The organism is Chitinophaga sp. (assembly GCF_019236475.1).
In the GTDB taxonomy this organism is placed as follows: Bacteria; Bacteroidota; Bacteroidia; order Chitinophagales; family Chitinophagaceae; genus Chitinophaga.
Genome location: NZ_JAFAIX010000003.1, coordinates 146,013 through 171,856 on the forward strand (window position 1 = coordinate 146,013; position 25,844 = coordinate 171,856).

20 protein-coding genes, 1 tRNA gene and 1 pseudogene are annotated in these 25,844 nt (G+C 42.3%); 11 read left to right on the plus strand and 11 right to left on the minus strand.

What is annotated here, in order from left to right:
* Positions 1 to 76 precede the first annotated feature (76 nt).
* Both JO154_RS02745 and JO154_RS02750 read right to left on the minus strand, forming a co-directional pair.
* Complete coding sequence (locus JO154_RS02745) at positions 77 to 2,692, minus strand: M1 family metallopeptidase (protein WP_291941641.1); 2,616 nt, start codon at positions 2,690 to 2,692, stop codon at positions 77 to 79.
* Positions 2,693 to 2,831: 139 nt separating this feature from the next.
* Complete coding sequence (locus JO154_RS02750) at positions 2,832 to 3,407, minus strand: HdeD family acid-resistance protein (protein ID WP_291941642.1); 576 nt, start codon at positions 3,405 to 3,407, stop codon at positions 2,832 to 2,834.
* Positions 3,408 to 3,566: 159 nt separating this feature from the next.
* Here JO154_RS02750 and JO154_RS02755 point away from each other — a divergent pair, with 159 nt between their 5' ends.
* On the plus strand, positions 3,567 to 4,478 hold the full coding sequence (locus JO154_RS02755; protein ID WP_291941644.1) for an acyl-CoA desaturase: 912 nt from the start codon (positions 3,567 to 3,569) through the stop codon (positions 4,476 to 4,478).
* 348 nt (positions 4,479 to 4,826) lie between these two features.
* Here the strand turns inward: JO154_RS02755 and JO154_RS02760 are convergent, their stop codons facing one another.
* A complete protein-coding gene (locus tag JO154_RS02760; protein WP_291941646.1) occupies positions 4,827 to 5,579 on the minus strand; it encodes a helix-turn-helix transcriptional regulator in 753 nt (250 codons plus the stop codon).
* A gap of 124 nt (positions 5,580 to 5,703) precedes the next feature.
* On the opposite strand from JO154_RS02760, the gene mgrA reads away from it, so the two are divergent.
* Positions 5,704 to 6,702 carry an L-glyceraldehyde 3-phosphate reductase gene (gene mgrA, locus JO154_RS02765; RefSeq protein ID WP_291941649.1) on the plus strand — a complete coding sequence of 333 codons (999 nt, stop codon included), beginning with the start codon at positions 5,704 to 5,706 and terminating at the stop codon, positions 6,700 to 6,702.
* Between the two features lie 143 nt (positions 6,703 to 6,845).
* Here the strand turns inward: mgrA and JO154_RS02770 are convergent, their stop codons facing one another.
* Complete coding sequence (locus JO154_RS02770) at positions 6,846 to 7,922, minus strand: NADH:flavin oxidoreductase/NADH oxidase (RefSeq protein ID WP_291941650.1); 1,077 nt, start codon at positions 7,920 to 7,922, stop codon at positions 6,846 to 6,848.
* A 295-nt stretch (positions 7,923 to 8,217) separates the two neighbouring features.
* On the opposite strand from JO154_RS02770, the gene JO154_RS02775 reads away from it, so the two are divergent.
* Positions 8,218 to 9,171: a hypothetical protein gene (locus JO154_RS02775; RefSeq protein ID WP_291941651.1), complete on the plus strand. Its 954-nt coding sequence runs from the start codon at positions 8,218 to 8,220 to the stop codon at positions 9,169 to 9,171.
* A gap of 22 nt (positions 9,172 to 9,193) precedes the next feature.
* Here the strand turns inward: JO154_RS02775 and JO154_RS02780 are convergent, their stop codons facing one another.
* On the minus strand, positions 9,194 to 10,930 hold the full coding sequence (locus JO154_RS02780; protein ID WP_291941653.1) for a response regulator: 1,737 nt from the start codon (positions 10,928 to 10,930) through the stop codon (positions 9,194 to 9,196).
* Between the two features lie 206 nt (positions 10,931 to 11,136).
* Between JO154_RS02780 and JO154_RS02785 the strand changes: the two genes are divergently transcribed.
* Together JO154_RS02785 and JO154_RS02790 are read left to right on the plus strand one after the other, a co-directional pair.
* The gene (locus JO154_RS02785; protein ID WP_291941654.1) at positions 11,137 to 12,270 is read left to right on the plus strand and encodes a hypothetical protein; all 1,134 of its coding nucleotides are present in this window, start codon (positions 11,137 to 11,139) and stop codon (positions 12,268 to 12,270) included.
* A 109-nt stretch (positions 12,271 to 12,379) separates the two neighbouring features.
* Positions 12,380 to 12,547 carry a phosphatidate cytidylyltransferase gene (locus JO154_RS02790; RefSeq protein ID WP_291941655.1) on the plus strand — a complete coding sequence of 56 codons (168 nt, stop codon included), beginning with the start codon at positions 12,380 to 12,382 and terminating at the stop codon, positions 12,545 to 12,547.
* Here JO154_RS02790 and JO154_RS02795 read toward each other — a convergent pair.
* Entirely contained in the window at positions 12,544 to 12,708 is a 165-nt protein-coding gene (locus tag JO154_RS02795; protein ID WP_291941657.1) for a hypothetical protein, read from the minus strand. The genes JO154_RS02790 and JO154_RS02795 overlap by 4 nt on opposite strands.
* A 148-nt stretch (positions 12,709 to 12,856) precedes the next feature.
* On the opposite strand from JO154_RS02795, the gene JO154_RS02800 reads away from it, so the two are divergent.
* A tRNA-Pro gene (locus tag JO154_RS02800) sits at positions 12,857 to 12,930 on the plus strand.
* 218 nt (positions 12,931 to 13,148) lie between these two features.
* On the opposite strand, the pseudogene JO154_RS02805 reads toward JO154_RS02800, so the two are convergent.
* Positions 13,149 to 13,682 (minus strand): annotated as a pseudogene (locus JO154_RS02805) (MepB family protein).
* 349 nt (positions 13,683 to 14,031) lie between these two features.
* Between JO154_RS02805 and JO154_RS02810 the strand changes: the two are divergent.
* Entirely contained in the window at positions 14,032 to 15,126 is a 1,095-nt protein-coding gene (locus tag JO154_RS02810; RefSeq protein WP_291941658.1) for a serine hydrolase, read from the plus strand.
* A gap of 1,002 nt (positions 15,127 to 16,128) precedes the next feature.
* Here JO154_RS02810 and JO154_RS02815 read toward each other — a convergent pair.
* Complete coding sequence (locus JO154_RS02815) at positions 16,129 to 16,545, minus strand: DoxX family membrane protein (RefSeq protein WP_291941660.1); 417 nt, start codon at positions 16,543 to 16,545, stop codon at positions 16,129 to 16,131.
* Positions 16,546 to 17,072: 527 nt separating this feature from the next.
* Here JO154_RS02815 and JO154_RS02820 point away from each other — a divergent pair.
* The 3 genes from JO154_RS02820 to JO154_RS02830 all read left to right on the plus strand — a co-directional run bounded on the left by JO154_RS02820 (position 17,073) and on the right by JO154_RS02830 (position 18,680).
* A complete protein-coding gene (locus JO154_RS02820) occupies positions 17,073 to 17,594 on the plus strand; it encodes an ester cyclase (RefSeq protein WP_291941662.1) in 522 nt (173 codons plus the stop codon).
* A gap of 68 nt (positions 17,595 to 17,662) precedes the next feature.
* Complete coding sequence (locus JO154_RS02825; RefSeq protein ID WP_291941664.1) at positions 17,663 to 18,388, plus strand: hypothetical protein; 726 nt, start codon at positions 17,663 to 17,665, stop codon at positions 18,386 to 18,388.
* Complete coding sequence (locus tag JO154_RS02830; RefSeq protein ID WP_291941666.1) at positions 18,303 to 18,680, plus strand: sulfatase-like hydrolase/transferase; 378 nt, start codon at positions 18,303 to 18,305, stop codon at positions 18,678 to 18,680. Before JO154_RS02825 ends, JO154_RS02830 begins: the two co-directional genes overlap by 86 nt.
* A 107-nt stretch (positions 18,681 to 18,787) precedes the next feature.
* On the opposite strand, the gene JO154_RS02835 is transcribed toward JO154_RS02830, so the two are convergent.
* From JO154_RS02835 to JO154_RS02845, 3 genes are all read right to left on the minus strand, one after another.
* Positions 18,788 to 19,879, minus strand: coding sequence for a M23 family metallopeptidase (locus JO154_RS02835; protein ID WP_291941668.1), 1,092 nt, complete (start codon positions 19,877 to 19,879; stop codon positions 18,788 to 18,790).
* A gap of 134 nt (positions 19,880 to 20,013) precedes the next feature.
* On the minus strand, positions 20,014 to 21,174 hold the full coding sequence (locus JO154_RS02840; RefSeq protein ID WP_291941670.1) for a FecR family protein: 1,161 nt from the start codon (positions 21,172 to 21,174) through the stop codon (positions 20,014 to 20,016).
* A gap of 31 nt (positions 21,175 to 21,205) precedes the next feature.
* Positions 21,206 to 21,709: an RNA polymerase sigma-70 factor gene (locus JO154_RS02845; RefSeq protein ID WP_291941671.1), complete on the minus strand. Its 504-nt coding sequence runs from the start codon at positions 21,707 to 21,709 to the stop codon at positions 21,206 to 21,208.
* Positions 21,710 to 22,060: 351 nt separating this feature from the next.
* On the opposite strand from JO154_RS02845, the gene JO154_RS02850 reads away from it, so the two are divergent.
* Positions 22,061 to 25,831 (plus strand): SusC/RagA family TonB-linked outer membrane protein, encoded by a 3,771-nt coding sequence (locus tag JO154_RS02850; RefSeq protein WP_291941674.1) that lies wholly within the window; start codon positions 22,061 to 22,063, stop codon positions 25,829 to 25,831.
* Positions 25,832 to 25,844 lie beyond the last annotated feature (13 nt).

Consider the following 25,844-nt stretch of genomic DNA (forward strand, 5'->3'; position numbering starts at 1 on the left):
GTAAAACAGCAAAGTCGCAATTTGATTGCGACTTTGTCAACTATTTTTATTTTTAGGGAGACGAGCGCTGCTCGGATCAGAAAGTCTTTTTAAAGACTTGATCCGGGCTGAGTCCCTGGTTGATTTTTACGGATTTTATTTTCATGCGTCGTTCAACGCCTTCGGATACGGCCACTTCCAGGAATGGAATTTTGAATCCATCTACATCACGGTAATCGGAGTAGTCCGTAACAATGGCTGCTGTATTGGCCATTTCCTCCGTGGGCAATAGCACAGAACGTAATTTCAGTCCGGTTTTAATATCATAATAATTTTTGAAAACTGTTCCATTGCTGGTGGCAATAGACACGACCACTGCTTGCTGCCCATCAATACTTTCCGTTACTGGAGACAGTTCCAGCTTTACGTTGCCAGGATTATCCAGGTAAGTCCTTTCCGGCAGAAACAGGTTTCTATCTGCTTCAAATCCTTTCTCCATATTCGTGATGGCCTTCTCCTTTCCGTTTCGTTGCAGGTAAATAGAATCGCCATTGACGCGCAGCAGGTATACTGTTTGGGAGATGATCGGGACAAATATTTCCCGGTAGGTTTTGTTTGGATAAGCCGAACGTCTTACCATATTAAATTGTGTACCCTCCGCATCGCCGTCTATATCGAGTGAAATATCTTTCAGGCCATTCGTTGGATTGACGTTTACCGCCTTCAGATAATTTTGTAATACTTGTGTAGCGCTAAGGCCTGGTGGTACAGGCTTTCCGCTTTCGGCACTCCATTCGTTATTGGATTTATCCAAGTCTGGGAGTCGGCCTTCCGGGTCCAACTGTACTTTCAGCAGTTTGGAAGTAGATGGGTAGTCGAAACTCCAGGTGCTGCCGCGTTGCCAAACTTCCACAGGCAAGTGTATTGTATCTTTCTGCCCATTTTCCTGTTTGATGGCCACAATAACGGGCATTGGCAGTTTATCTCTATTTTCTATAGTAATGGTGGCCCCTTTAGCCGGATTGTTATCTGTATATTCCACTTTGGTAATGGCCTGATCCATTCTCCAATTATTGAAGAACCACCCTCTCCAGAACCAGGAGAGATCTTCCCCGCTGGCATTCTCCATACTACGGAAGAAATCATATGGTGTAGGATGTTTGAAGGCCCAACGACGAATATATTCCCGGAAAGCATAGTCGAATCTTTCTTTTCCCAGAATTTCATCGCGCAGCAAATTCAGTCCCATAGCAGGTTTAAAATAAGCAGCGGTACCGATGTAACTTAAGTTGAGTACATCCGGCGTATTCAGGATAGCTTCCTCATCGCGAGGAAATACTTTAGGAGCTTGTCGCTGGATCGTGGATGGCGTATAGTATTCCCCGTTATGAAAGGCTTTATTGGAAATACCATTGATAAAAGTATTAAAGCCTTCATCCATCCATGCGTATTTGCGTTCATTGGAGCCTACCGTCATGGGGAACCAGTTATGACCAAACTCATGATTGGTAACACCCCAAAGACCATTATTCGTGGAGCGCCAGGAACAGAAAACAATCCCGGGGTATTCCATACCGCCTACATTGCCCGCCACATTCGTTGCTACTGGATAGACATAAGGAAACCATTGCGAGGAATAATGCTCAATACAGCCTTTCACATATTCCGTAGCACGCCCCCAGCCGTCGTTGCCAGCGTTTTCCGCCAGGTATACAGATTGTGCAAGGGCTTTCTTCCCACCTGGTAGATTCATCTGGGCAGCATCCCAGATAAAAGCGCCGGAAGCCGCCCAGGCAACATCTCGACTATTTTTACAGTTAAAATGCCAGGTGCGGGTACCGGAAACCGGGCGGTTCGATATTATATCCGTTGAATCACGGATCATCACCGTAGCATCTGAATTCCTCGCCTTATTAAGCTGGGCCTGTGCTTTGGTAGTGAGTACCTCCGTAGGATTTAACAGTTCCCCGGAACCTGCCACGATCATATTTGCCGGAGCAGTAATGGTATAGTCGAAGTTGCCATATTCGAGATAGAATTCGGAGCCCCCGAGGTAAGGGAGGTTGTTCCATCCCATCACATCGTCGTAGACGGCCATTCTGGGGTACCATTGCGCGATTTCGTATACCCAGCCATAGCGCGATTGCATGCGGCCACAGCGATCGATGCCATAAGCAGGCACCTGGAAGCTATAGCTGATTTTCAGTTGTATACTGGCATCGGGCGGTAGTGGCATGGCCAAACGGACTTGCATACGCGTGTCGTTTACCACATAACTGGCATAGTTTGTTTTACCATTGGCCGAAACTTCTACCGCCTTCAGCTCAAAGCCATTGGTAAATTCTCGCCCTGCGAAGCGGTCGCCCTGAATGGTAGCATTTCCCCGCGAATCCTTACGGAAGCGGTTTTGGTCCAGTTGTAACCAGAGGAAGGATAATGCTTGCGGGCTGTTATTTTTATATGATATCGTTACTACGCCAGTGATTTGGTGAGACACGGTATCTAAAGTAGCTTTGATGTTATAGTCAGCTTGGTTTTGCCAGTATTTAGGGCCAGGACTTCCGTCGGCACTGCGGTATTCATTACCATTGCTTGTGTAGAAAATCGGAGCGAAGGCCTCATGTTGATCATAACGGGAATTCTGGGCAAGGCTGGTTTGCATCGTTGCCGCTGTCAGCATACATGCCAGCGGATAGATCAGGGTACGTTTCATCCTTGGACGTAAAAGATTTAGTTGAGTAAATGAGCTTTACTTAAATATACATGGAAATAAGAAAATAAATGGCTGGTATCGGTGAATAGTAAAAAAGCTCCGGCGAGCGGAGCTTTTGAAGATATGAAGACAGAAATAGTTAAACGAGTTTATTAAATTCCTTTTTCACATGGCGTAGTCGGAATGCGAAAATAATACTGAGAACCCCCATCATCCAGAAGGAAGTGGCCAATACCGCCAGAAGGGTGGCTACGCCGAGGGCGGGATTGTCCAGGATGAAAATAGCGAGCATAATGAGAATGATGCCACCTACCAACATCCAGCCCCAGTTGGGAATCTTCTCCATGCTGAGTTGAATAGAGAAAACGATGGTACTGATACCGCGGAAGAGGAACCAGAAGCCCAGGAAGATAGGAATGACAGCCATACTAACGGAAGGGTATATCATGAGTAGCAATCCCACCACAAAGTCGACGATACCTCCTGCCAAGGACCATCCCCATCCATACATATGTTGGCGGTTGGACACTGCGAAGGAGATTTCAAAAATCCCCGACACAAACAAGGTAACGGCAAAGAATATACTGAGCAGCACATAGCTACTGAAAGGATTCGAAAATACAACGAACCCTGCAATGAGGAAGAGCAGCCCATTAATCAAGTATAGCCACCAGTATTTTACATTACTTCGGATAGTAGATAAGAGGTTAGACATATGTATTTTTTTTAATTAAAGAGAAGGCATTGATACTTCCCTAACACATGCCTTTGTAAAAAGTTCAACCAGGGTGGCGGGGGCTCGGTTAAAACTATTAACTTTGCTCGGCTGATTTATATCATTTTAATAACTATTTCTGGAAACTATCTTTGTGAGATGAATAATGCGATAAAGCAACAGCGTGGCCGACCAATTTGGTGGCATCAAGCGGATTTTCTGGGCATACATTTGGTGCCCTTTCTTGCGTTTTTTACCGGCACGACAGCGTTCGACTGGATTTTGTGCGTAGCACTGTATGTAGTGCGAATGTTTTTTGTAACGGCTGGTTATCACCGTTATTTCTCCCACAGAGCGTTTAAAACGTCTCGTTTCTTCCAGTTTATTCTGGCGGGTGGTGCACAGAGTAGCTTGCAGAAAGGTGCGTTATGGTGGTCTGCCAATCACCGTATTCACCACAAGCACAGTGATACCCCTGAAGATCCTCACTCCGCAAACGTTTATGGCATCTGGTATGCGCATATCGGTTGGATCATGGGTCCTGAGTATAAGCCTACCCGTTATGATCTGATCAAAGATCATAAAGCGAAAGAACTTTTCTGGTTAAACAAATGGCATATGGTGCCTGCTGTAATTCTGGCTGTTGCTTGTTATTTTGTTGGTAACAAAGTAAATGGTACTGGTTGGTTTGACTGGCATGCAGGTTTATCTACGCTCTTCATCGGCTTCTTTGCTAGCACTATTTTCTTGTATCATGGTACATTCACTATCAACTCCCTGATGCATAAAATTGGTCGCCAGCGTTATGTAACCGGTGATCAGTCCCGCAACAGTGTGTGGCTGGCGCTGATTACGCTGGGTGAAGGATGGCATAACAACCACCACTACTATCAGAGCTCTGCACGTCAGGGTTTCTACTGGTGGGAAGTGGATATCACTTATTATGTACTGAAAGCGCTCAGTGCTGTTGGTTTGGTTTGGGAAATTCGCCCGGTACCTGCCAAAGTGAGAGAAAGCAATAAGATTAACAATGTAAAAGATGGTAGTGCACTGAATGAAGTAAGGGCATAACAGCCACCATCTGCAGAGAATATAAAAGGTCGTCCGGTATTCCGAGACGACCTTTCTATTTAGCCACTTATTCCTTTTGAGGTTAACCACAACACACTACACGATATAATAACTTAAACTACTGTGCTGTATACACGGATGTATGTACTATTATAGCACCTGTACCATCATTATAATGGCAGAAGAAGATGTAATCAAGGGTAAATTAAAATGATAGAAAATTCAGGTTTAATGACAACTTCCATGTAGGCAGTACAGCAGTAATGATTCAGTTCGGTTGATTTGTTTCATGCAATTTCATCAATTGAATTCATAAGATCAATACCGAAATAGGGTGATTTTTAGCCCCTATATCTGTACAAAAATGGCAAATTGGAGGAGCTCCTGTACATTTCTGCAATGGAGTTTCTGCATGATATTCCGTCGATGTGTTTTTACTGTATCTATGGAGATGAAGAGTTGTCGGGATATCATGGGGTTTGTAAAGCCACGAACGATGAGATGAAAAACATCCTTCTCTCGAACGGAGAGTGACTGAAAATTTTCGGCATGAGCCCTTTTGAAAAGGGAGCTTTTCAGCATCCTGTTTAGCAGGAAGATGTATTCATTGAGGTCTTCGCTGTCTATTTCCAGTTTAATTTCCACATTGCCTGGGGTCAGGCTTTTCACGCGGATGGCCGGAGCAGCCACCGATTTAGTGGGAGTTTTCTTTTCCAGCCATGGCAGGGCCTCTTCCAGGTGTGCGAAGAATCGGGAATTGATCTTGGCTTGTCCTTCTTCATACATATTAGCAAGGGAAAGCTGGTGCAGCATGTTATCTCCCACTATTAACGCCACTTTTCCATCAAACCCCTTGTTAAGAGCATCCACATTCAGGAATACATCCGTCCAGGCCTGTAATTCAGGCGTAAGCGCAAACTGGCAAGTTTGACTATGCCATAAAGCATGTTTGGCCCCTACCTTATACCAGACATCATAAAACGCTTTGATGCCGGAAACATATTCTTCTGCAGTATTACAGGTATTCCAAGTGGTAGAAAGTATCCTGCTGTTCTCGTATAGGTCAACTGAAATATTATCAGTTGTAATTACGTGCTCCATAGACAGTGGGTTGTTGTAGGTTGATAAAATAGAAATAGTACAGATGGTTATTAGGGGAAAACGAATATTTTTGGATTAGTACTAAAATACTATTTTTCCCTTTATCTTGTTCAAAAAACATTGCATGACTATATATTCTCCCCGAGCAGATCGCTATGAACATATGCCTTACAACAGATGTGGCAAAAGTGGGCTTAAACTACCGACTATCTCTCTAGGCTTATGGCATAACTTCGGCTCAACGGATATTTTCGAGAACGGGCGGAGTATTATCCGGCATGCATTTGACCGAGGTATTACCCATTTTGATCTCGCCAATAATTATGGTCCTGTTCCGGGAAGTGCGGAGGAGAATTTTGGGCGTATCCTGAAAAAGGATTTTGGAGGGCATCTGCGAGATGAACTGGTCATCTCAACTAAGGCGGGATATATTATGTGGCCGGGCCCCTATGGCGACAAAGGGAGTCGGAAATACCTCATATCCAGTCTGGATCAGAGTTTACAGCGCATGCAGTTGGATTATGTAGATATATTCTATTCCCATCGTCCGGACCCTGAAACGCCCATTGAAGAAACGATGGGGGCATTGCATAGCATCGTGCAACAGGGGAAAGCATTGTATGTGGGGCTCTCCAACTACAATGCCACACAGACCGCCGAAGCTGTTGCCGTATTGCGATCCTTGGGTACGCCCTGCCTAATACATCAGCCTAAATACAGTATGTTTGAGCGTTGGGTGGAAAATGGGCTATTGGATGTATTAGAGGCTAATGGCATAGGTTGTATTCCGTTTTCTCCGCTGGCCCAGGGGTTATTGACTGGAAAATATTTACAAGGTATTCCTGCGGGCAGCAGAGCCAGCAGACCGGGAGGTTTCTTACAGGAGAAAGATATTACGCCTGAAAAATTGCAAAAGATCCAGCAGTTGTATTCATTGGCGCAGGAAAGAGGACAGAGCTTGGCTCAGATGGCATTGGCCTGGGTGATGAGAGATCCCCGCATCACTACGGTATTGATTGGCGCCAGCTCCACCACCCAGTTGGATGATAACCTGTCAGCCCTGCAGAACCGTGTCTTCACAAACACAGAACTGGCACATATCGAAACGATATTACAATCATAGAAGCCTTTTAAAGGATATAGAAACTGTATCAAAAAACGAGAGGTGACGTCTGCGACGTCACCTCTCGTTTTTGTCTTTTTCGTCGCCCCCTGCCCGATGGGCAGGGACGACAGGAAGGAAAGTTTTTACTTTTAATTCAACTTCTATTTATGTGTTCTTTTTGCGCGAACGTATTGAATAGGCCATGGCATCTCCTGGAAGTCCAGTTCAGTGGCTGCCCGCAGGGGGAAATAAGGGTCGCGTAGCAGTTCTCTGGCCATCAGCACCAGATCGGCTCGGCCATCAGCGATGATTCCATTGGCTTCAGAGGAGGTAGTAATTAACCCAACCGCCCCGGTAGCGATCCCTGTTTCTTTTTTAATTTGTTCCGCAAAGGGCACTTGGTATAATGGTCCAACTGGGATTTTCTGGTCTTTTGAAAGTCCACCGCTACTAGTATCGATCAGGTCCACGCCTTCTTCTTTCAGCACAGCCGCCAGTTTCACGGATTCTTCCGGTGTCCAGCCGCCGGGTACCCAGTCGGTCGCGGACATGCGTACCAGCAAGGGATATTGCTGAGGGATCACCGCCCTTACCGCTATTACAATTTCTAAGATTAGGCGTATCCTGTTTTCAAAGGAGCCGCCATAGTTATCTGTTCGGTGGTTACTGATGGGCGACAAAAAGCTATGGATCAGATAGCCGTGTGCACCATGCAGTTCGATGACTTCAAATCCGGCTCTGATGGCCCTATCAGCGGCCGTAGCAAAATCGTGTATCACCTTTCTAATACCCTCATCTGTTAAGGCTTCTGGCATGGGATATACCTCATTGAAAGGGATGGCGCTAGGGGCTACCGGCGTCCAGCCGCCTTGATCATGCGGGATCGCTTTATTGCCTTCCCAAGGGCGCGAAGTGCTCGCCTTTCTGCCCGCATGGGCCAATTGCATGCCTGGCACAGCGCCTTGCGACTTAATAAATTGCGTAATACGCTGTAGCATTGGGATATGTTCCTCTTTCCAGATACCCAGATCTTGTGGAGAGATACGTGCTTCTGGAGAAACAGCAGCAGCCTCCGTCAGCACCAGTGCCGCCCCTCCTACTGCCCGGCTACCCAGGTGTACCAGGTGCCAGTCGTTTGCAAAACCATCTTCAGAAGAGTATTCACACATCGGAGATACCGCGATGCGGTTTTTTAGGGTAATGGAGCGGAGATGTAGTGGCTGAAAGAGATGTATCATGTAGAATCAGATTTAACCCAAATCGAAGTTAACAAAACAGTATTTAAATAGAGGACTAGTCATCAATCTATTAATCAAAATTTTCGAAATCTCTATCTTGCCGAGAATTGCCATACCAAATTAATACGTAAATATTTTAGGACTGCCATACACTTTCTTATGCCTATACAATCGATGTGAGTGGGTCAATTATCCTAAAGAAACAACTACCAAACTATTCATTTTCATGCAGTATCCGAGAATGCTTTGAGAAGTCCACTTCAATTCATATTCACTTCTAAAACGTAAACAAATTATGCAAACACTCACTTACCGTGACATCTACTGTCCGTTCGAAGATGCAATCAGCCCATTTGCCGAAAAGTTGGAAAACGAAATCAAGTCTTGGATTAATCAGGACTATGGCTATTTACCAGAGAAGATAAGGCGCAAATATGAGCATACCGGTGTTGGGTATGTAGGCGCACGATTATTCCCTAAAACCAGTTACAGCGGCTTGATCAGCATTTGCAGATTTTCCTTATGGGCTTTTATCAATGATGACGCGTACGAAAGATGTAACACTGAACAGTTGGAGATTTTACGACTGCAAGTAATCGCAGCGCTCAGAGGGCAAGCTGTTGAGTCGGATACCATTACCAATCTGCAATTGCCTGTTTTGCGGAAGGAACTTTTAAAGTTGGGAGGTGCCTCTTGGATGAACAGATTTATCAATAGTCTGGATAGTTATTTCAAAGGTATGCAACTTGAAATACCTTATCGCAGTCAACTAAAATTCCCCAAACTGGAGAAGTACAAATTAATCAGAGAGATAGCCGCTTGCGTATATCCGTTGGTGGACCTGATAGAATTAGAAACAGGTACTGTGCTGCCGGACGAGGTTGCGTTGCATCCGATTATCCGCCGGTTTGCGCAATTAACTTGCCGGATTATGGCGTGGGCAAACGATTTTTACTCTGCCCCATTGGAAGATGGTCATGATGTTTTAAACTTAGTATTGATTATTCGAAATGAAGAGAATTGTACTATGGAAGAGGCTTATACTAAGGCCATCGCTATTCACAATACGGATATCCAGGAATTTATAGTCTTACGTACTGTACTTCCGGATTTCGGGGAATGGAATAGCACTGTCAATAAATTCCTGGAAAACATTACATTAATGATTACAGGGCATTTACAATGGCTGGAGTTAAATACTGCAAGGTATAAACGCGGTGGCCATCCTGGAAGCGATTTCCAGAACTAAATTTCAGATGGGAGTCGTACCATTAATGGTGCGGCTCCTCTTTAAAATACTTCTGCAGGATATGCTGTAATTGTTTAAATTCTACTGGTTTGGTAATATAGTCATTTGCACCGGCCACCATTATTTCCTCAATAGATTCTTTGAAAGCATCTCCGGAAACAACGACTACTGGTATATTGGACAGGTCCGAAGATTTGCGTATTTCTTTCAGAGCATCCAGGCCATTGAGAACGGGCATATGCGTATCCAGGAAAATAAGATCTGGTTTCTGCTGATGGGCTAGGTCAATACCTTCCCTACCATCGCCAGCAACCGAAATGATACAGTTCATTTCTGTGAGGAATTTGCTGATGATCATTTGGCTCATAAGATTATCCTCAATAATTAGCACATGGAGGTCTTTATATTCGCTTTCGAAGATGGTAGGTTTGAGATCTTGTACACGTGATTTATTACCAATTTGAAGGGGGCATGTAAGCAGAAAGACAGAACCTTTATCTCCGGTGGATTCCAGTTGAAGTTCTCCTCCCATTAGTTCAGCAAAGCGTTTGGAGATAGAGAGTCCGAGGCCGGTACTTTCAAAGAAGTCCACCTTTTCAAAGACAAAGGCATCAAAAATTTTATCTTCAAACCCTTGTTTGATTCCTGGGCCTTCATCGCTGATTCTGAGTTGCCAGGTGTTTTCTTTCGGGGCAAGACTGACGTTTATGCTAGCATTCTGCGGGGAGAATTTAATCGCATTAGAGATCAGGTTATTTACAATCTGCATTAGCTTCACCGCATCTGCGATAATAACTGCTGGCATTCTTCTATCGACCTCCAGTTGAATCTTTACATTCTTTTGTTTAGAGATATAGGTATGGGTATTGACTATATCTTTTAGCCATTCGGTAGGTTCAATATGATCTGCAGTGATATCGTCTGTTTTGCCTTTTTGAATTTTGGCGAGATCAAGGATATTATTGATAATACCTCTCACGCTGTAACTGGCTGCATACAGGTGTTCGGCCAAAGGCAAGATGGCATTGAGTTCAATTTTGTCTCTCCCTCTTTGCTTCGATTTTTCCAACTGCATGAGTAGTAGTTGGCTGATGCCAAAGATAGCGTTTAGAGGAGACCTGATTTCATGAGAGGTTTCTTGGAGATATAATGTTTTATACAGATTAGCGATTTCCAGTTCTTTGGTTTTATCCGTTTGTCGTACGTATTGGAAAATCACTACCAGGTTGAGGAAAAAGATCGTTCCAACTGCCAACCATCTGACGATATATTGATTTTCTATTGATAGGTCCAGTGGCGTAACAAATGATCTTTTAAAATTAAGCTCAAATGCCACTACGCCTATTATTGCCAGCGCGATGGTAGCCACTCGTATAGTCAGGCTCCGGAAAATCAGTAGGGAGGCACTAACTAGACAAAGCATCAATAATTCCAATGCGGAAGATGTCATTGGTCCGAATAGTAATCCGAAATAAAATGCAGAAAAGTTTTGTGCCACCAACATTAATATGCTGGCAGCGGTATTCCACCCAGCACGATTAATAAAAATTATGGAAACAAAGGCCATGCCTTCCAGTATTGCTGGAAACATGATTCCTTGCTGTTTAGTAGCAACAGCTAGGAGTGGTCCTAGTGTCAATGCAAAAAAGCCCGTGAACAGACTTAACGTGTTAACCAGAACAATTATCTTCTTTTCCTCCGGGGATTTCCCTATAGTACCTGTTTCCCGGATTCTCTGATACAGCGTTTTAAGGTTCATTACAGATAGCATTTGATCGATTGTGGTTATTACAGCAAGAGGGATCAAACTTACATAACAATTGTAGATATCCACGGCATTCCGCCGTCATACTGCAATATATGTAATTTAACGACAACAGCTCAACTAATCGAGATTAAAAAACAATCCATTGGGCATAGCCCCTGACGCATATTTTCCGATCTTGTTACAAATTCTCTATCCTAATGAATCAACATCCGACGGCCAGTTTCCGTTTAATATTGGGGCGAGTTTTGTTTGGTTTCTTCTCCTTGTATCTGTTTCTTTACCTGTTCCAGATGCAGTCTTTTTTGATGAATATTACAGTCCTAAGTCCTTTCTGGCAGTGGCTGACCACTCATACTGGGCGGTGGCTGAAAGGGGCGGCTTATGTCAATGACATTCATCCAACAGGCAGTAGTGATACCCTTTATCACTATGTCAGCGTTTTTACCATCCTGTTAGTGGCAATTACCGGCAGTGTGATCTGGAGTTTGGCTGATCGAAAGCGTCGCTCCATTGAACGGCAGCAGTATTGGGCGTTAGTCATCTTCCGTTATAATCTCGCATTAATACTGTTTAGTTACGGTCTGAGCAAGGTTATCAAGAGTCAATTTCCTGATATCACCCTGTTGATGCTGGATACGGCTTTTGGGGAATCCTCTCCTATGGGCCTGGCTTGGAAATTCTTTGGTTATTCAAAAGGGTACAACCTTTTTATGGGACTTGCAGAGGTGATTCCTGCCATCCTCCTGTTGTTCCGTCGAACCAGCTTAGCTGGCGCTCTCCTTTCGATTGGGGTAATGGGGAATGTTGCCATGTTGAATCTTTGTTACGATATCCCTGTCAAATTGTTTTCTATACATCTGGTTTTGGTATCCATTTTCATTGCGGCGCCGGAGTTATGGCGTCTATACCTGTTTTTCTTTACCAATAAGGCTGTGCCCCCTACCCGTCAGTATATACCGATATATACGAGCCGAACCGGGAAATCTATTTACCTGAGTGTAAAAATTCTTAGTTTGCTGACAATCATTGTATTGGAAAGTAGAACTATTTCCACCCTGATAAGTTTATCATTTGAAATGAATCAACATCCTCCGCTATTTGGGATTTATACGGTGGAACATAGCACTGTTCCTACGGATGCGCCTACTCATTACCGGCATCTACAGCAAATATATCTGGATAATGGCAATGAGGCTAATTTACGATTACGATTTTTCGGAATAGTGCCCTCCAGGTATGTAGTTGATACCGTTAAGCATACACTGACTATCCGCACCACGCCTGGTTCCATGGAATTCAATTATCGACAATTACCGGAAAATCGCAACTGATCTGACTAGATTTATTTTGCAGAGACAGCCGTTTAGGTGGGTAGCAGAATATCCTTTGAACGAATAGCCTGGTTAAAGTGTAATGTATAGCAGTATCAAACGTATCTCGATGAAAAAATACATCCATTACCTACTGGTCTGCTGCCTGCTTACCCTAACCAGTTGCAAGATCATTGGCGCAATTTTCAAAGCGGGGGTCCTGGCAGGGATCATTATTGTGGTAGCCATACTGATATTGATTGTCTGGCTTATATTCAAGGGCATGAACCGGGATTAGTGCCAAAACCGGATACTACCTTCATCCAGCCGAGTGATATGCAGCAATGCGTAATTAGCATGCGGGCGTGGAGGATGTGGTGGTGAAGGCGGCCTTTTTGGCGGCACACAACCTAGCGTTAAGAGCAAAACGACGCCTGTGATACCGAGTAACTTCTTCATAGCACAGTGGTTTAGTTCATTATAACTACTACAAATCCGGGGCCTGACTTTCGCATAAATTACAAAAAAAAGTCTGTATAATTTTGTTGTATACAAAAAATTACTACTTTTGCCGTCCTCTCCCGGAGAGGGAAAACCGGAAAAAGTTCGGGACGTAGCGCAGCCCGGTAGCGCACTAGCATGGGGTGCTAGGGGTCGCAAGTTCGAATCTTGTCGTCCCGACTGAAAAATAAAAAGCTCTAAAGTCTTTAGTGATAAAGGTTTTAGAGCTTTTTTGCTTTTGGAATATTTTGAAATGTAGCAGGATTTGTAACCCAAAATAACCCATTAAATACCCTGTTTGGGCTGCAAAATGGGATGCTCCAAAAAGACAAAGAAGGGCGAAATCAGCATAGGTAATAATAAGGGAAGAATCGTATTAAGATGGAGATACAATGGAATCAGATATCCATTATATCTACCCTATGACTATTGCCTGTTCGTTGTTCGTCTCGGCAATCAGTCTCGGCAATTGTCCCCAAAAGTTGTTTAGCCAAATTCAAATTTGTCTTACTGTTATTGTCAATTTTTAAAAAATATTTTGTCTGCCAAAGTTGGGTTTTTTCTGCTTGCTTATTTGTTACAGTGTCCCACGATGGATAAACCCTCATTCCACGTTTCCCTTCTTTACCGTTTCCTGTTATGATTCCTTTATCAAGCAATACTGGTTTGGGGAAAATAAATTACCCAAAGTCGTTTCCATTTTGTGAAGAAATAATAACAAAATCAATTTCGTCTGTAAAGCTAAATGCTTGAGTTATCCCTTTTTCATTGCGTTTCCAAATAGTTACGAATTGTCCTGTCTTAGTCGGTGTGATTTTAGAAATTCTGAATTTTATTTTTAGTCCATTCAGTCTAAAATTACAAGCTCCATATTCTTGGCTTTCGTCTTCGACGATTAATTCGCTAAAGTCAAAGCCACATTTGTTGTACACCAAAGTTTTAGCTATATGAAGATGATGTTGCAAATTACTGTTGTCTATCAAGTCTGCGTTCTTTGTTATTTAATTTCGCTATAATCCTTGCCTGTGCTGAGTTTGATGAGTGTCAACTTACAATGACAGGCAACTCGAAAATAGACGCAATTGAACAATTTTCAAAATATTTAATATTAAACTGATAGGCTTTATTTATCAATTGATTGTAAAAATTATACGCAATGCGTGTTTTGTATAAACTCCCCACTCACAACAATAATTTATTTTCCCGATCAATGCATTTTTGGTTATTTTCAACTTTAAGAAGGGTGCTATTGCGAACCTTCCATATCTTTAAGCTAACTATATGATGAACAAATTAGCCCTTCCTTTTTTCCTGCTTTTAGTAATGCTTCATACTGCTAATTGTCAATCATTGAATGTGTCTCAGCGGAAATTGCTGGATAGTCTGACGGCCGATATTGAGAAAAATGTCTATACAGGCATTCATAGCATACTGATTTCTAAAGGAGGAGAGCTGGTTTATGAGCATTATTTTAATGGTTGGAAAAGAGATTCCTTACACGATTCCCGCTCTTCCTTTAAATCAATTACCAGCCTCTTAACGGGTATCGCAATTGATAAAGGATTCATCAAAAACATACATCAAAAAGTATATTCCTTTTTTCCGGAGTATGCACCTTTCAGTAATTATGATGATCGAAAGAAGAGAATGACCATTAAAAACCTTCTTGAAATGAAGTCTGGGTTTGACTGTGAAGAATTTAATGGTGAAAAGGATTGTGAGGAGCTAATGGTGATTACTAAAGATTGGCTTAGATTTTCCCTGGACCTTCCTATGAAGAATGCTCCCGGGAGGGTATGGGCTTATACTTCCTGTAATCCAATGGTCATTGGCGGGATCATTAGTCATACAGCAAAAATGTCGATCATGGATTTTGCCAAAGAATATTTATTTGATCCAATGGGTATTACGGACTATAGATGGACAGTTGACTCCAGTGGTCATGCGACACCCGCCGGTTCATTTTATATTCGGCCGATAGACATGATGAAATTTGGGGAATTAGTAAGACAAAATGGGAGCTGGCATGGCCGACAAATTGTCTCAGCATCGTGGTTGAGGGAATCAACCAGTACATTAACTCCTATACCTGATTTTTCCTTTGTAAAATTCAGTAGGTCGGAAATAGCTATCCCCCGGCCTACGTACTATGGATACTATTGGTATACGGAAATAATTAAGACTAAAAGTTTTCAGGAAGATGTTCTTTTTGCCTCTGGCAATGGTGGTCAATATATTATGATAATCAAAAGCCTGGACCTTGTTATTGTTTTCACACAAGGAAATTATAATTCATCGAAAGCAAAAAGGGCCTTTGATATTTTAGCTAAATATATATTGCCTATTTACACAAAAGAGAAACAAATTGATATCTAAAGTTGATAAAGTAGTTAGCCCATCCGTTTTTTAATACGCCTGGCTAGTTTATTCAGGAGAAATCCGTCAAAATCCACTTTTACACGTAGAGGAGATAAGCGAAGAAAGAAAAACGAACGGCGTAAACCGATTTCAGAAACTGAAATATTACATTTTCTGGATGCCATTAAAAATGATACCTACTGTCCACCTTCATCACGTTTCAAACATTCCTTTTACTATCCTTTTCTCCTGTTCATCTTCCTTACTGGTGTAAGGAATGCTGAACTTTTATTTTCTAATAAGTAAATGTAGATCCAGAACACCCTGAAATCCTTCAAACCTTTAACCTAGATCAAAGTTACTTCCTAACCCCTCTACTTTTAAAATCGGTGACGGCTGTCCCATTATTTAAAATTAACCCTTTCAATTGTTATTGCCTGGTATGACCTCATTTCATTCTTGCCTTTGAAATATGGATAATATACTCTTTGTGACTTGTGTCAAGCAATAGACACCTCAAAATGTGGATTTTATCACATGATTCTCCATGTTCATCCCAAATTGGAAAACATATTAGCTGGAGACTATATTATTGTTCTGTCTTCAAAATTCATTCTTATGCGTTCCATCATTATTGGAATAATTTGCCTGATAACAGTCAGTTCTCCAGCCCCAAACCGAGACATCACTTTTAAAAACTATTTTGACACCCTTTCCGTCCGTCAGCTTTATGATGCTAATATTGTAGTGGCAGAAAAAGGACGGAAGTTATATTCTTTTTCATCTGTTTTAATCTCCCAGTAATCTATAATCTTTGGTACTAACTGCGAAGTATGGAGAAACCGCCTTGCTTTAAACGGCGACTCTTTAATAATTCGAATGATCTCCTGTTTACCGTCTTTGTTTATTCTGGTTTTAAATTCTGTCCCTAAATTCAACTTGCAGTTAAGAACATCGTTCTCTGTCATTCTATATTTTGATCTATCGAGTAGTCTGTCATTCCGGAGTTAATTTTCGTATTTACAATGGTTGCCCGTCGACCCTTTTCATGTCAGTTGCTGCAACAACGATAAATGCCATGATCAAAATAAAGCTGTACTCACAGCCCCCAGTTCCAAATTCGCCGACGAACCATCCCAACTGGGCGTGAATGATGATAATCCCCATTAGCAATAAAATGATAAAACCTGTTGAAATCCATTTAACAAAAATGCCGCTGATCAACAATATCCCTCCAATAATCTCAAATGACGTTATTCCCCATACAATCATTTTGGGAGTAATGAACCAGATTTTATTAAAGGTGCTATTGGCAAAATCATCGATGCTCCCCTTGGTTTTGATACGCACGATGGCATGAATGAGGAAAATGATCGCCAACGATATTCTCAATACAATGATAGATAGTTTGGAAGAAATAAACGGAAAAGGGTTCATGATAGATTGTTTAAAGGTGTTCGAAGTTAGTATTAGTAATTGTTCTTATAAGGTCCCCATTTGTTTAGGGCAAAGTGGGTAGCCATATCCGCTAAACATACGTTCAATTTATTGGATGCCAAATTTTTAGACAGGTATTCTGCGGTCACCCCTTTGGGGGCCGCCGTAATTTTGATAAGCGATAACTGGGAGTTTCGCAATTATTAACAATTAAAACACTGCACTATACCTATCAGAAAGTTACAAAATCCAGATGATTTCCGGGGTCAAAAATTTTAGGTAGGGATTGACGTACACAAGAAATCATGGGCGGTGGTCATCTGGTCTTTAGGCCTGCTGTCTCCGTTCTTCAACAGAATCGTCACTATGCCGATGCATGATTTTAGTAACCGAAAAAGTGAATCTAATAACACTTTTTTTGTCTTGAAAATTTAATACAATCTTGGAGTCATTTTATAGGTGTTTTATAGGAAACAATCAAATGGTTTTGTGTATTTTTACCCAGTATTTATACTAAAAAAAGAATAATGCAAGAACAAATTTTCTCAATATCAGAGCGTCCCCAAATAAATATAGGATTTGGACTACTCTGGCTCATAGGGCTGCTTCTTGTCGGTTGTCATTCGCGTGATAAACCATCAGATTTTACGATTCAGGTATCCAATCTTCCGTCAACTGTACAGGAGCAAAACAAAAAAGTAGTATTGGCATTTTACCAACAAATGTTCGGTGATAAAGACACAGCAGCAGTTGATAAATACATATTACCCACCTATATACAGCATAACCCTGGTGTGTCCGATGGCGCAACTGCATTTAAGAAAGCGGCGGCGGCCTGGTTCAAAGGTGCTCCAAAAACTAAGATAGACGTACAGCATATTGCTGCGGATAGTGATCTGGTATTTTTACATATCAAAAATATTAAGCCTGATGGAAAGCTAAAATCAACGATTGACATCTTCAGATTGGAAAACGGAAGGATAGCAGAACATTGGGATGCGCAGCAGGATGTTCCTGACCAGGCAGCTAATGCGCATCCAATGTTTTAACCGGTATGTATATTTTAGGTTCAGAAATTAATTATTTTAAAGCAAATAACACATTTTCATAAATCAGTATGGTATATATTTACGAAGTCCGAAGTATTGAGCATCGGCACCAGCATTTTCCGGACCTGGTTTCTCCTAAGGGGAAGAAGGGTATCACCCTGTACGTAATGCAACGTTATATATGGTGGCTCGGCCCCATCATGCCCTCCTTTAAATATGGCATGGCTATTAGTGATGACGGAACAAAAATCGCCAAATGGTCACCGGAAATGTGGGCGAAGTATAAGGAGTTGAAAGCAGGAAGTAAAACTCCGCTCCGTCTGTGGAGGGGGGCCTGTGTTATCGTATCCCTCTTTGCGGTGCTCTGTATAGCCGCTCCCATTAGTACTCATTTCAGGAAAGCAAACGAGCAAATAGTAGCTGACTATTTCGCGCATCCCAAAACAGGGGATATTCTTTATGGATCTATCGGAGGTGAAATGATCATTGATAACAATGTAGCCCGTGAAACGGGGCAGCAATACGCGTTATTCCAGATACAGAAGATTAATGGTGACAGTATCTTCCTGCTTAAAGGGAATGCTGAGGAAGTGAACACCCCTGAGCATCCTGTGAACGAATACGCCTCTGGATTCTGGGAAAAGCTCAGTGACAAGACGACTACTTACGGTAGTGCCCCTATCATTATATCTCATCAGGCGATCCTGTTTGATAAAAGGTTTTCTATCCTGCCCAAAAGCGAAAAAGGAACCACCGGAAAAGTGTATAATATCCGACGCGACAAAAGCAATTAAGGTAAATGATGTTCTTGCTGATGGTATGGGCTATGGTGAATTAGGCAGTTACGGTCAGCAAAAAATCGAAACGCCTAATTTTGACGCATTGGCCAAAAGCGGAATGCGCTTTACACAACACTATGCTTATCCTGTTTGTGCGCCATCGCGTTACTTATTGATGACCGGAAAAAATTCCGGCAAGGCTTTTATTCACGGGAATGATGAATGGACTGCACGTGGCGCTGTGTGGAGTTTTAAAGCGACCCCACCTGTAGAAGAGCCCAGTTGCGAATGCTGTGCCTGGAATTAATACCCTGAGAATTATTTTTTAAGTTAAGAAGCTCTAAAGTCTTTAGTGATAAAGGTTTTAGAGCTTTTCTCTTTTTAGGCAAGAGACCGGTTTCGGTTCTGCATTTATTAATCGTTTCCCGATTCTTTAACTGATATCCAGAGATCCTTGCCAAATTTGCCAAAATCAGCATATGCGCCCAGCACCGTAAAACTTTCAAATGCAAAAGGAATACCCTCCGCTCCAAGCGCTGAATGCTGATCTGCAACATGGAAGTGAAGATGTGGACCGGTAGTCTGACCAGTAAACCCGACAGTTGCAATGACATCTCCTTTTTTTACCCGTTGTCCGGTTACAACTTTGATGCTTCCTGGTTTCAGATGTTCGTAAAATGCGATACAGTAATTTCCTATATCTAGTGAAATGTAGTTTCCTGTTGCCTTCTCAGCGGGGCATTCAGGATGATTTGACAAGGTGGTACTTTCCTGAAAATCATCTCTGGTGGCTGAAATAATACCATCACTCACCGCAAGCACCTCTGCTCCATAGCCGTACCAATTTTTCACCACATCATTATCTCCGTTTGCATAGTGTCCACGCTTATCAAGCTTGATGAAATCTATGGCAAAACGTCCCGGAATCCGGGCCTTCCCACCAACAGTATAAATTACCCTGCGATGCCCACGGCTCCAGGAAGGATCGTAAACTGCAACCCAGGGGCCACCACGTAAAGGTGCTCCAAGAACTATTCGCGGCTTCTCTGATAAGCTATTAAATGCACCCTGAACCGAAAATGTTTGCTTTTTATTACCCTGGGATAATGCGAAATTAAGACGATGAATCAGTCGCACATCCCTTTTATCATTTTGCAATTCAAGATAGACTACTCTTGAATTACCTGGTGCAATTATATTTTCTGTATCCTTCATTTGTAATCCTAGCCTGCTAAACCTATTTATCAAATCATTCCTGTTAAAGGAAACAACAACGGAAGAATCAATAACATCCAATACTTCCATCTTTTCCAAGCTTATGGAATCATTTGAGAAATTAGTCAAATAAAGTTCATAGTAAACAGTAGGTATTCCATTCATAATTACACTACCAGGCATAAAAGGAATATGCATGTCGATAGATTGCCGGTATTCCTGGCTAAGTCCCGGCTCTATACTTGCGGTAACTATTAGGAGGAAGTATAACAATCTTCTGACTATTGCCATTCTTTATATTTTTAGATAATAGGGTGACTTAAATTTAAGCAAAAAAGATTTGAAGGCCTATCACCACTACTACATTGTATCTGCGGGCTTTTTTATTTTTTTGAGAACAGGCGTAATTTAACTGGTGCTACCCCTTATTTGAAATGCAACACTCCATTTCTGTCTAACTCCGCATCTATATGTGATATTACTTTCAAATCTTCTATGAAATATTGTATCGGGCGGTTTCGATTGATAACACCGCTGAACTGTCGAGAAAGGAGGGCTGGATTCTCTATGACGACCTTAACGCCATACCAACGCAGTAATACCTTGCTGATTTCTTCCAGGCTGATATCATTAAAGTAAAATAACCCTTTACGCCAACTCAACACATTACGTTCCTCAAAGACCACTTGGGTAATCGACTTGCCGATTTGATATATGGCCTGTTTGCCTGGTGTTAGCTTGCTTTCTCCTGTAGCAGCATGCATGTTTACTGATCCCTCTACCAGCGCTACTCTCACAACACCGGAATCGTAGGTGTTCACGTTAAATTCAGTGCCTAGGACCTGTACAGTGCTGTGCGGTAGATGTACCAGGAATGGCTTTAGGGCATTCTTCGCCACTTTTATATATGCCTCCCCGTTGATAGTAATTTCACGTGTATTCCCCGAAAATGAAAGGGGGAATTCCAATTGGGTAGCTGAGTTAAGCCAGACTTCCGATCCATCGGACAGGTTAATTTTATAATCCATACCTATCGGTACAGTCAATGTGTTGATACCTGCCACCGTTGGGGAATTACCTGTGGCATAATTAAGTGACTTGTTAGTGTTGTTGAGCTGCGCAGTACCGACATTGATGGTCCCCTGTTCTTGCGAAAGGTTGATTACCTGACCGTTTGCTAACTTTAATTCGATAGCAGATGTTGAAGGTATTTTAATGAGATCCGTTTTTACAGATTTACGGAACTGTTGCCAAAGTACAGCTCCCATTGCCATTACGCCGATCACCATAGCGGCAGCAATCCATTTTTTTCTATAAAATGGAACCTGCTTAACAACAAGTGACGATTGCCCCCGTTCCTGGAACTCCGTCTTAAGGTCTCTCCACGTAGGATTTTCTTTTCGCTGTGCAAAATGGACAGTAACGTCTTCAACAGGTAATGAACTTACCAGTTCTTCATAAGCTTGACGAGCGTGCGGATTAGATTGGAACAACTGTTCCAATGCATTTTCCTCATCCGGGCTTAAGGAGCCCGAAACTTTTCCTAACAATAAAAACTGTTCTTCGGAGGTTAATTGATCCATCATACGCTATTGACTATTAAGTCGCCTAAAATCACTATTTTATTTTTAAAGTTTCCCGTAACTCTTTCAGCGCTCTTGTTATATGATTGCCTACAGTATTAATACTAATTTGCAATTGCTCCGCAATTTCCGCATGGCTTAGCTTTACTATATAATGCAGCCGAAACACGGTGGCGGCCTTTTGTGGCAGTTTGTTGATGGCCGCTTCTATTTCTTCGCCCAATACCCGAGCCTCAACAGCATCCGCTATTGTTTCGTTCTCCCCGAAATACGCTTTGCGTATCTTGGACCTATTTTGTTCTGTTTTTATATAATCAAGACTGCGGTTCCTTACTGTTCGTATCAGATAGGCAGCCAGACCAGTATGAATCCGTAGGAATATCTGTTCCTCCCAAAAATCAACAAATAACTCCTGTACAATGTCCTGCGCCGTGGCTTCGTCCTTCAGAATGGAAAGCGCATACACGTACAGGCGTTCCCGTGCATGGAGATACAACTGCTCGAAGGCATCCTGATCAAATGCCTTTAATCGTTCCAATATTGTCGTATAATTTATTTTGTCTTCGAACACGCTGAAGCCGGTTGATAGTCAAGTTGGTTTTAGTAAAGGTATAAAATATTAAATACTGAAAATGGCAGCCGCGGATGTTTAAATTATCCGCCTAAAAAAATTTTAAAAAAAATAAACTTTCAACTAGTGAATATAGGAAAGTTAATCGTCCTTAATTAGAGATTACAAGAAAATTATCATTTTATCACCAAAAACCAACCATAATAAATATGCCTATCATTGATGCACCTCCGTAAATAAGAAAACCCCTCCGGCCTTGGACAGCATCTGAGGGGCTTCCCCGAAACATTAATATTAATATTTCATCTCCTGCAATTTATGAAAAAATCAGGTATTTATTGTGTTAGCGGCCGTTGTTGGCTGCTAACCGTTGGTAAACTGCGTGCACACTTTATTAAGAGACCAACTATAATTATACTCACCTCTATATTGATAGCTGCGCAAGCGTTGCTAGCTATTCCCGGTTATGGCCAAGGTAATGAACAGAAAAAGATATCGATCGATTTCAAAAATGCCCCTATCCAAAAAGTATTTGCTGCTATTGAAGCAAAGGGTGATGTCGTGATCATGTATGAAAACACCGGGGTGCTGAAAGAAGAAAAAGTAAGTATTACGCTAACAGACCAAAGGGTAGCCGATATACTGAATATGCTTTTAAAGAACAAAGGGCTGAAATGGAGTATTCGAGAAAACATTATCCGTATTGAGTCTAATTATCCGAACAATACTTCTGCAGTAGGTGAAAATCCCCACCAACCTGTCACTGGGCTTATTCTTGATTCCCTGGGCAAACCAATTCCTGGGGTTTCGGTAGTGCTTTCACCAGGAAATAAAGGAACAGAAACGAGTACGAATGGTGCTTTTACGATTGCTAATGTTCCTCCAGGGCATTATATGTTGCAAATATCCCATGTTGGTCATTACAGTATCAAGAGGGAAATTGTTGTACAGCAAAATGCATCATTTAATTTGGGTACGCTGGTGCTCCAGGTAAGTCCTGTTGTTATGAAGGCAGTTGAAGTGATGGTTAATACCGGTTACCAATCACTTTCTAAGGAAAGAAGTGCTGGTGCATTTTCTAAACCGGATATGCAGATAGTGGAAAACCGATCCACCAGTATGAATGTCTTGCAACGCCTCGATGGGCTGGTGCCCGGACTGGCAGTCAACAATGCGCCTTTGTCCCGAAACCCCTTGTTAATTCGGGGATTATCCACGCTTGGAATTTCCGACCAACTTGGAAATTATTCAGGTACAAACCGCAACCCTTTGGTAGTGGTAGATGGTATTCCCATGGATGATGTTTCTTATATTAATCCGCAGGATGTGGAGGACATAACAGTTTTAAAGGACGCAACGGCAGCTTCGATCTGGGGCGCAAGAGCGGCCAATGGCGTTATTGTGATTACGACAAAAAAAGGAAAGGCAAACACAAAAGTAAAAGTGCAGTATGACGGATTCATTAATTTTCAGGGCAGGCCAGATTTGGATTATACACCTGTTTTAACCAGCCAACAGTTTATCCAAACAGTAAAAGAAATCTATACACCTGCATATTTCGCTTTATATCCCTGGTCAACAGCTTCTGCTTTTACCAATACTGGTTCTATGGGGTTACCTCCCCATGCGGTAATCCTGTATAACCGCTATCGGGGTCTTATTTCTGATGCACAGGCCAATAAGAGTCTGGACAGTTTGGCATCTATTAACAATCACCAGCAGATCAAAGATTTGTTTTATCGAAATGCGTCTATTATGAATCATACAGTTTCTCTTTCTGGTGGAGGTCCTGCATATTCGTTTTATGGCTCACTGGCCTATACCAATACCACCTCCCCGCGGCCGGGAGAACAAAACAATTCTTACAAAGCCAATCTCCGGCAGGATTTTAACATCAATAAATGGCTCCAGGCATATTTAATCACTGATGTAACCAATACCATTACCTCTTCCAACAGGGAGCCTGCCATTGACTACCGCTTTTATCCCTATCAACTGTTTCAGGATGCAAACGGGAAAAATCTTTCTGTACCCTATATTGGCTATTTAAGCGATTCAACAAGAATAGCCTGGCAAAACAGAAGTGGTATCGGCCTCGATTATGTTCCTTTAGACGAGGTAAATTACGGCCATACCAAAAGTGATAATTTGCTAGACCGGATAACCGGAGGCGTAAAAGTCCATCTGTTTAAAGGACTGCGCTTTGAAGGCGTATACGGATATGTAAAAGGTACCAACAGAACCACCAGCTTTGATGATGAGAAAAGTTATGCAGTACGCAGCGAAGTAGTGCAGTTTACCGTTGCACCAACACCCTCTTCTACCCCTGTTTATTATCTGCCCACATCGGGTGGTAAATATTCGGTTACCAATTTGAACCAACGAAGCTGGACGATCCGTAACCAGTTAGTTTTCGATAAAGCATGGCATGGCCTGCTGCACCAGGTTTCATTATTAGCTGGACAGGAAGCGCAAGATCAGTTAACAATTATTAACGGAAGCGAGGTAAGAGGCTACAATGAAGCATTGCAGACCTTTGTCCCGATTGATTATGCGACGTTGGGAGCAACAGGTGTACTCAATCCGGTTATGGCAAATAGTTTTGGGAGGAGCGTCTTTTCAAATCTCCCATTCAGCCAAGCAGAATACGAAACCCGGTTTACTTCTTATTACGCTAATGGCGGATACACTTATAACCGAAAATACACGATCAATGGTAGTTGGCGCATAGACCGCAGCAATTTATTTGGCCTTGACAAATCGGCGCAAAACAAACCTGTCTGGAGTGCCGGTGTAAAATGGGGCTTGGGTGATGAAGATTTCATGCAAGGACTTAGCTGGCTTAACCGATTAGCACTTAGGGCTACCTACGGCATTACGGGCAATTCACCGACGCCGGGAACTGCTTCTTCCTATGATGTTTTATCCGCCATATCAAGTTCCTTCCTGCCCGGCCGCACTGGTCTCCAAATTGCAACGGCTACCAATCCCAAACTTACTTGGGAGAGTACGAAGTCTATCAACCTGGGAGTTGATTTTTCTGTGTTGAATGACCGTTTAAACGGTTCCATAGATTTTTACAGTAAGAAAACAGAAAACCTACTAGGCAATATGCCTGTAAACGGCTTCACTGGCTATTCTACAATTGTTGGAAATTTTGGTAGTCTGCAAAACAAGGGGATCGAGTTCAGCATTCATTCACTTAATATTTCTACTAAAAAATTCAGTTGGAATACTTTGTTGTCACTGGCATATAACAAGAATACTGTTACGCAATTGAATGATCCTACAGCCATTACCACTGGTGCTCAAAAGATATCTTCTCGATTTGTAACTGGCTATTCCGCATTTGGCATTTTTGCTTACAAATATGCAGGGCTGGATAATATGGGAGATCCGCAGATTTATTTAAACGATAAAACCGTCACAAAAACACCCAATGTGCCGAAACCCGAAGATGTTGTTTACATGGGAACCTACCAGCCAATTTGGAGTGGTGGCATATCCAATATCTTCCGGTATAAAAATTTTACGCTGGCGGCCAATGTGGTCTTGAACCTGGGGCATGTTATGCGTAGAGACGTGAATACCACCTACTCCGGTAGTATTTCCGGTCAATCTAATATCCTTAGTCAAAGCGACCAGTCAGGCTTTACCTCCGGTCAATTGCACCCGGACTTTTTAAACCGCTGGAAACAACCCGGCGACGAGGCTATTACCAATATTCCTTCGTATGTTGCCAGTACTTCTGTAAGCAATACCCGTAGAGATATTGAATACTACCGCTTCGCAGATATTAATGTGGTCAGTGCTTCCTTTATTAAGATGCGAGACATCACTCTCAGTTACAGCCTGCCCCAAAGTCTGATCCACCGCATTAAAACCGACAATATCAGCTTCAGGTTACAGGTATCCAACATTATGTTGTGGAAGGCAAATAAATACGGTATTGATCCTGAATTTCAGGATCCTTTTAGGGGAACCCGCGTGCCTTCGACACCTTTCATAACAGATCCCGCCGTTAATACGCAAAGCTACCGCTTTGGCCAGGGAACGGTAACTGTAGGGGTACACGTAAATTTTCAATAACCACAATCGCCAG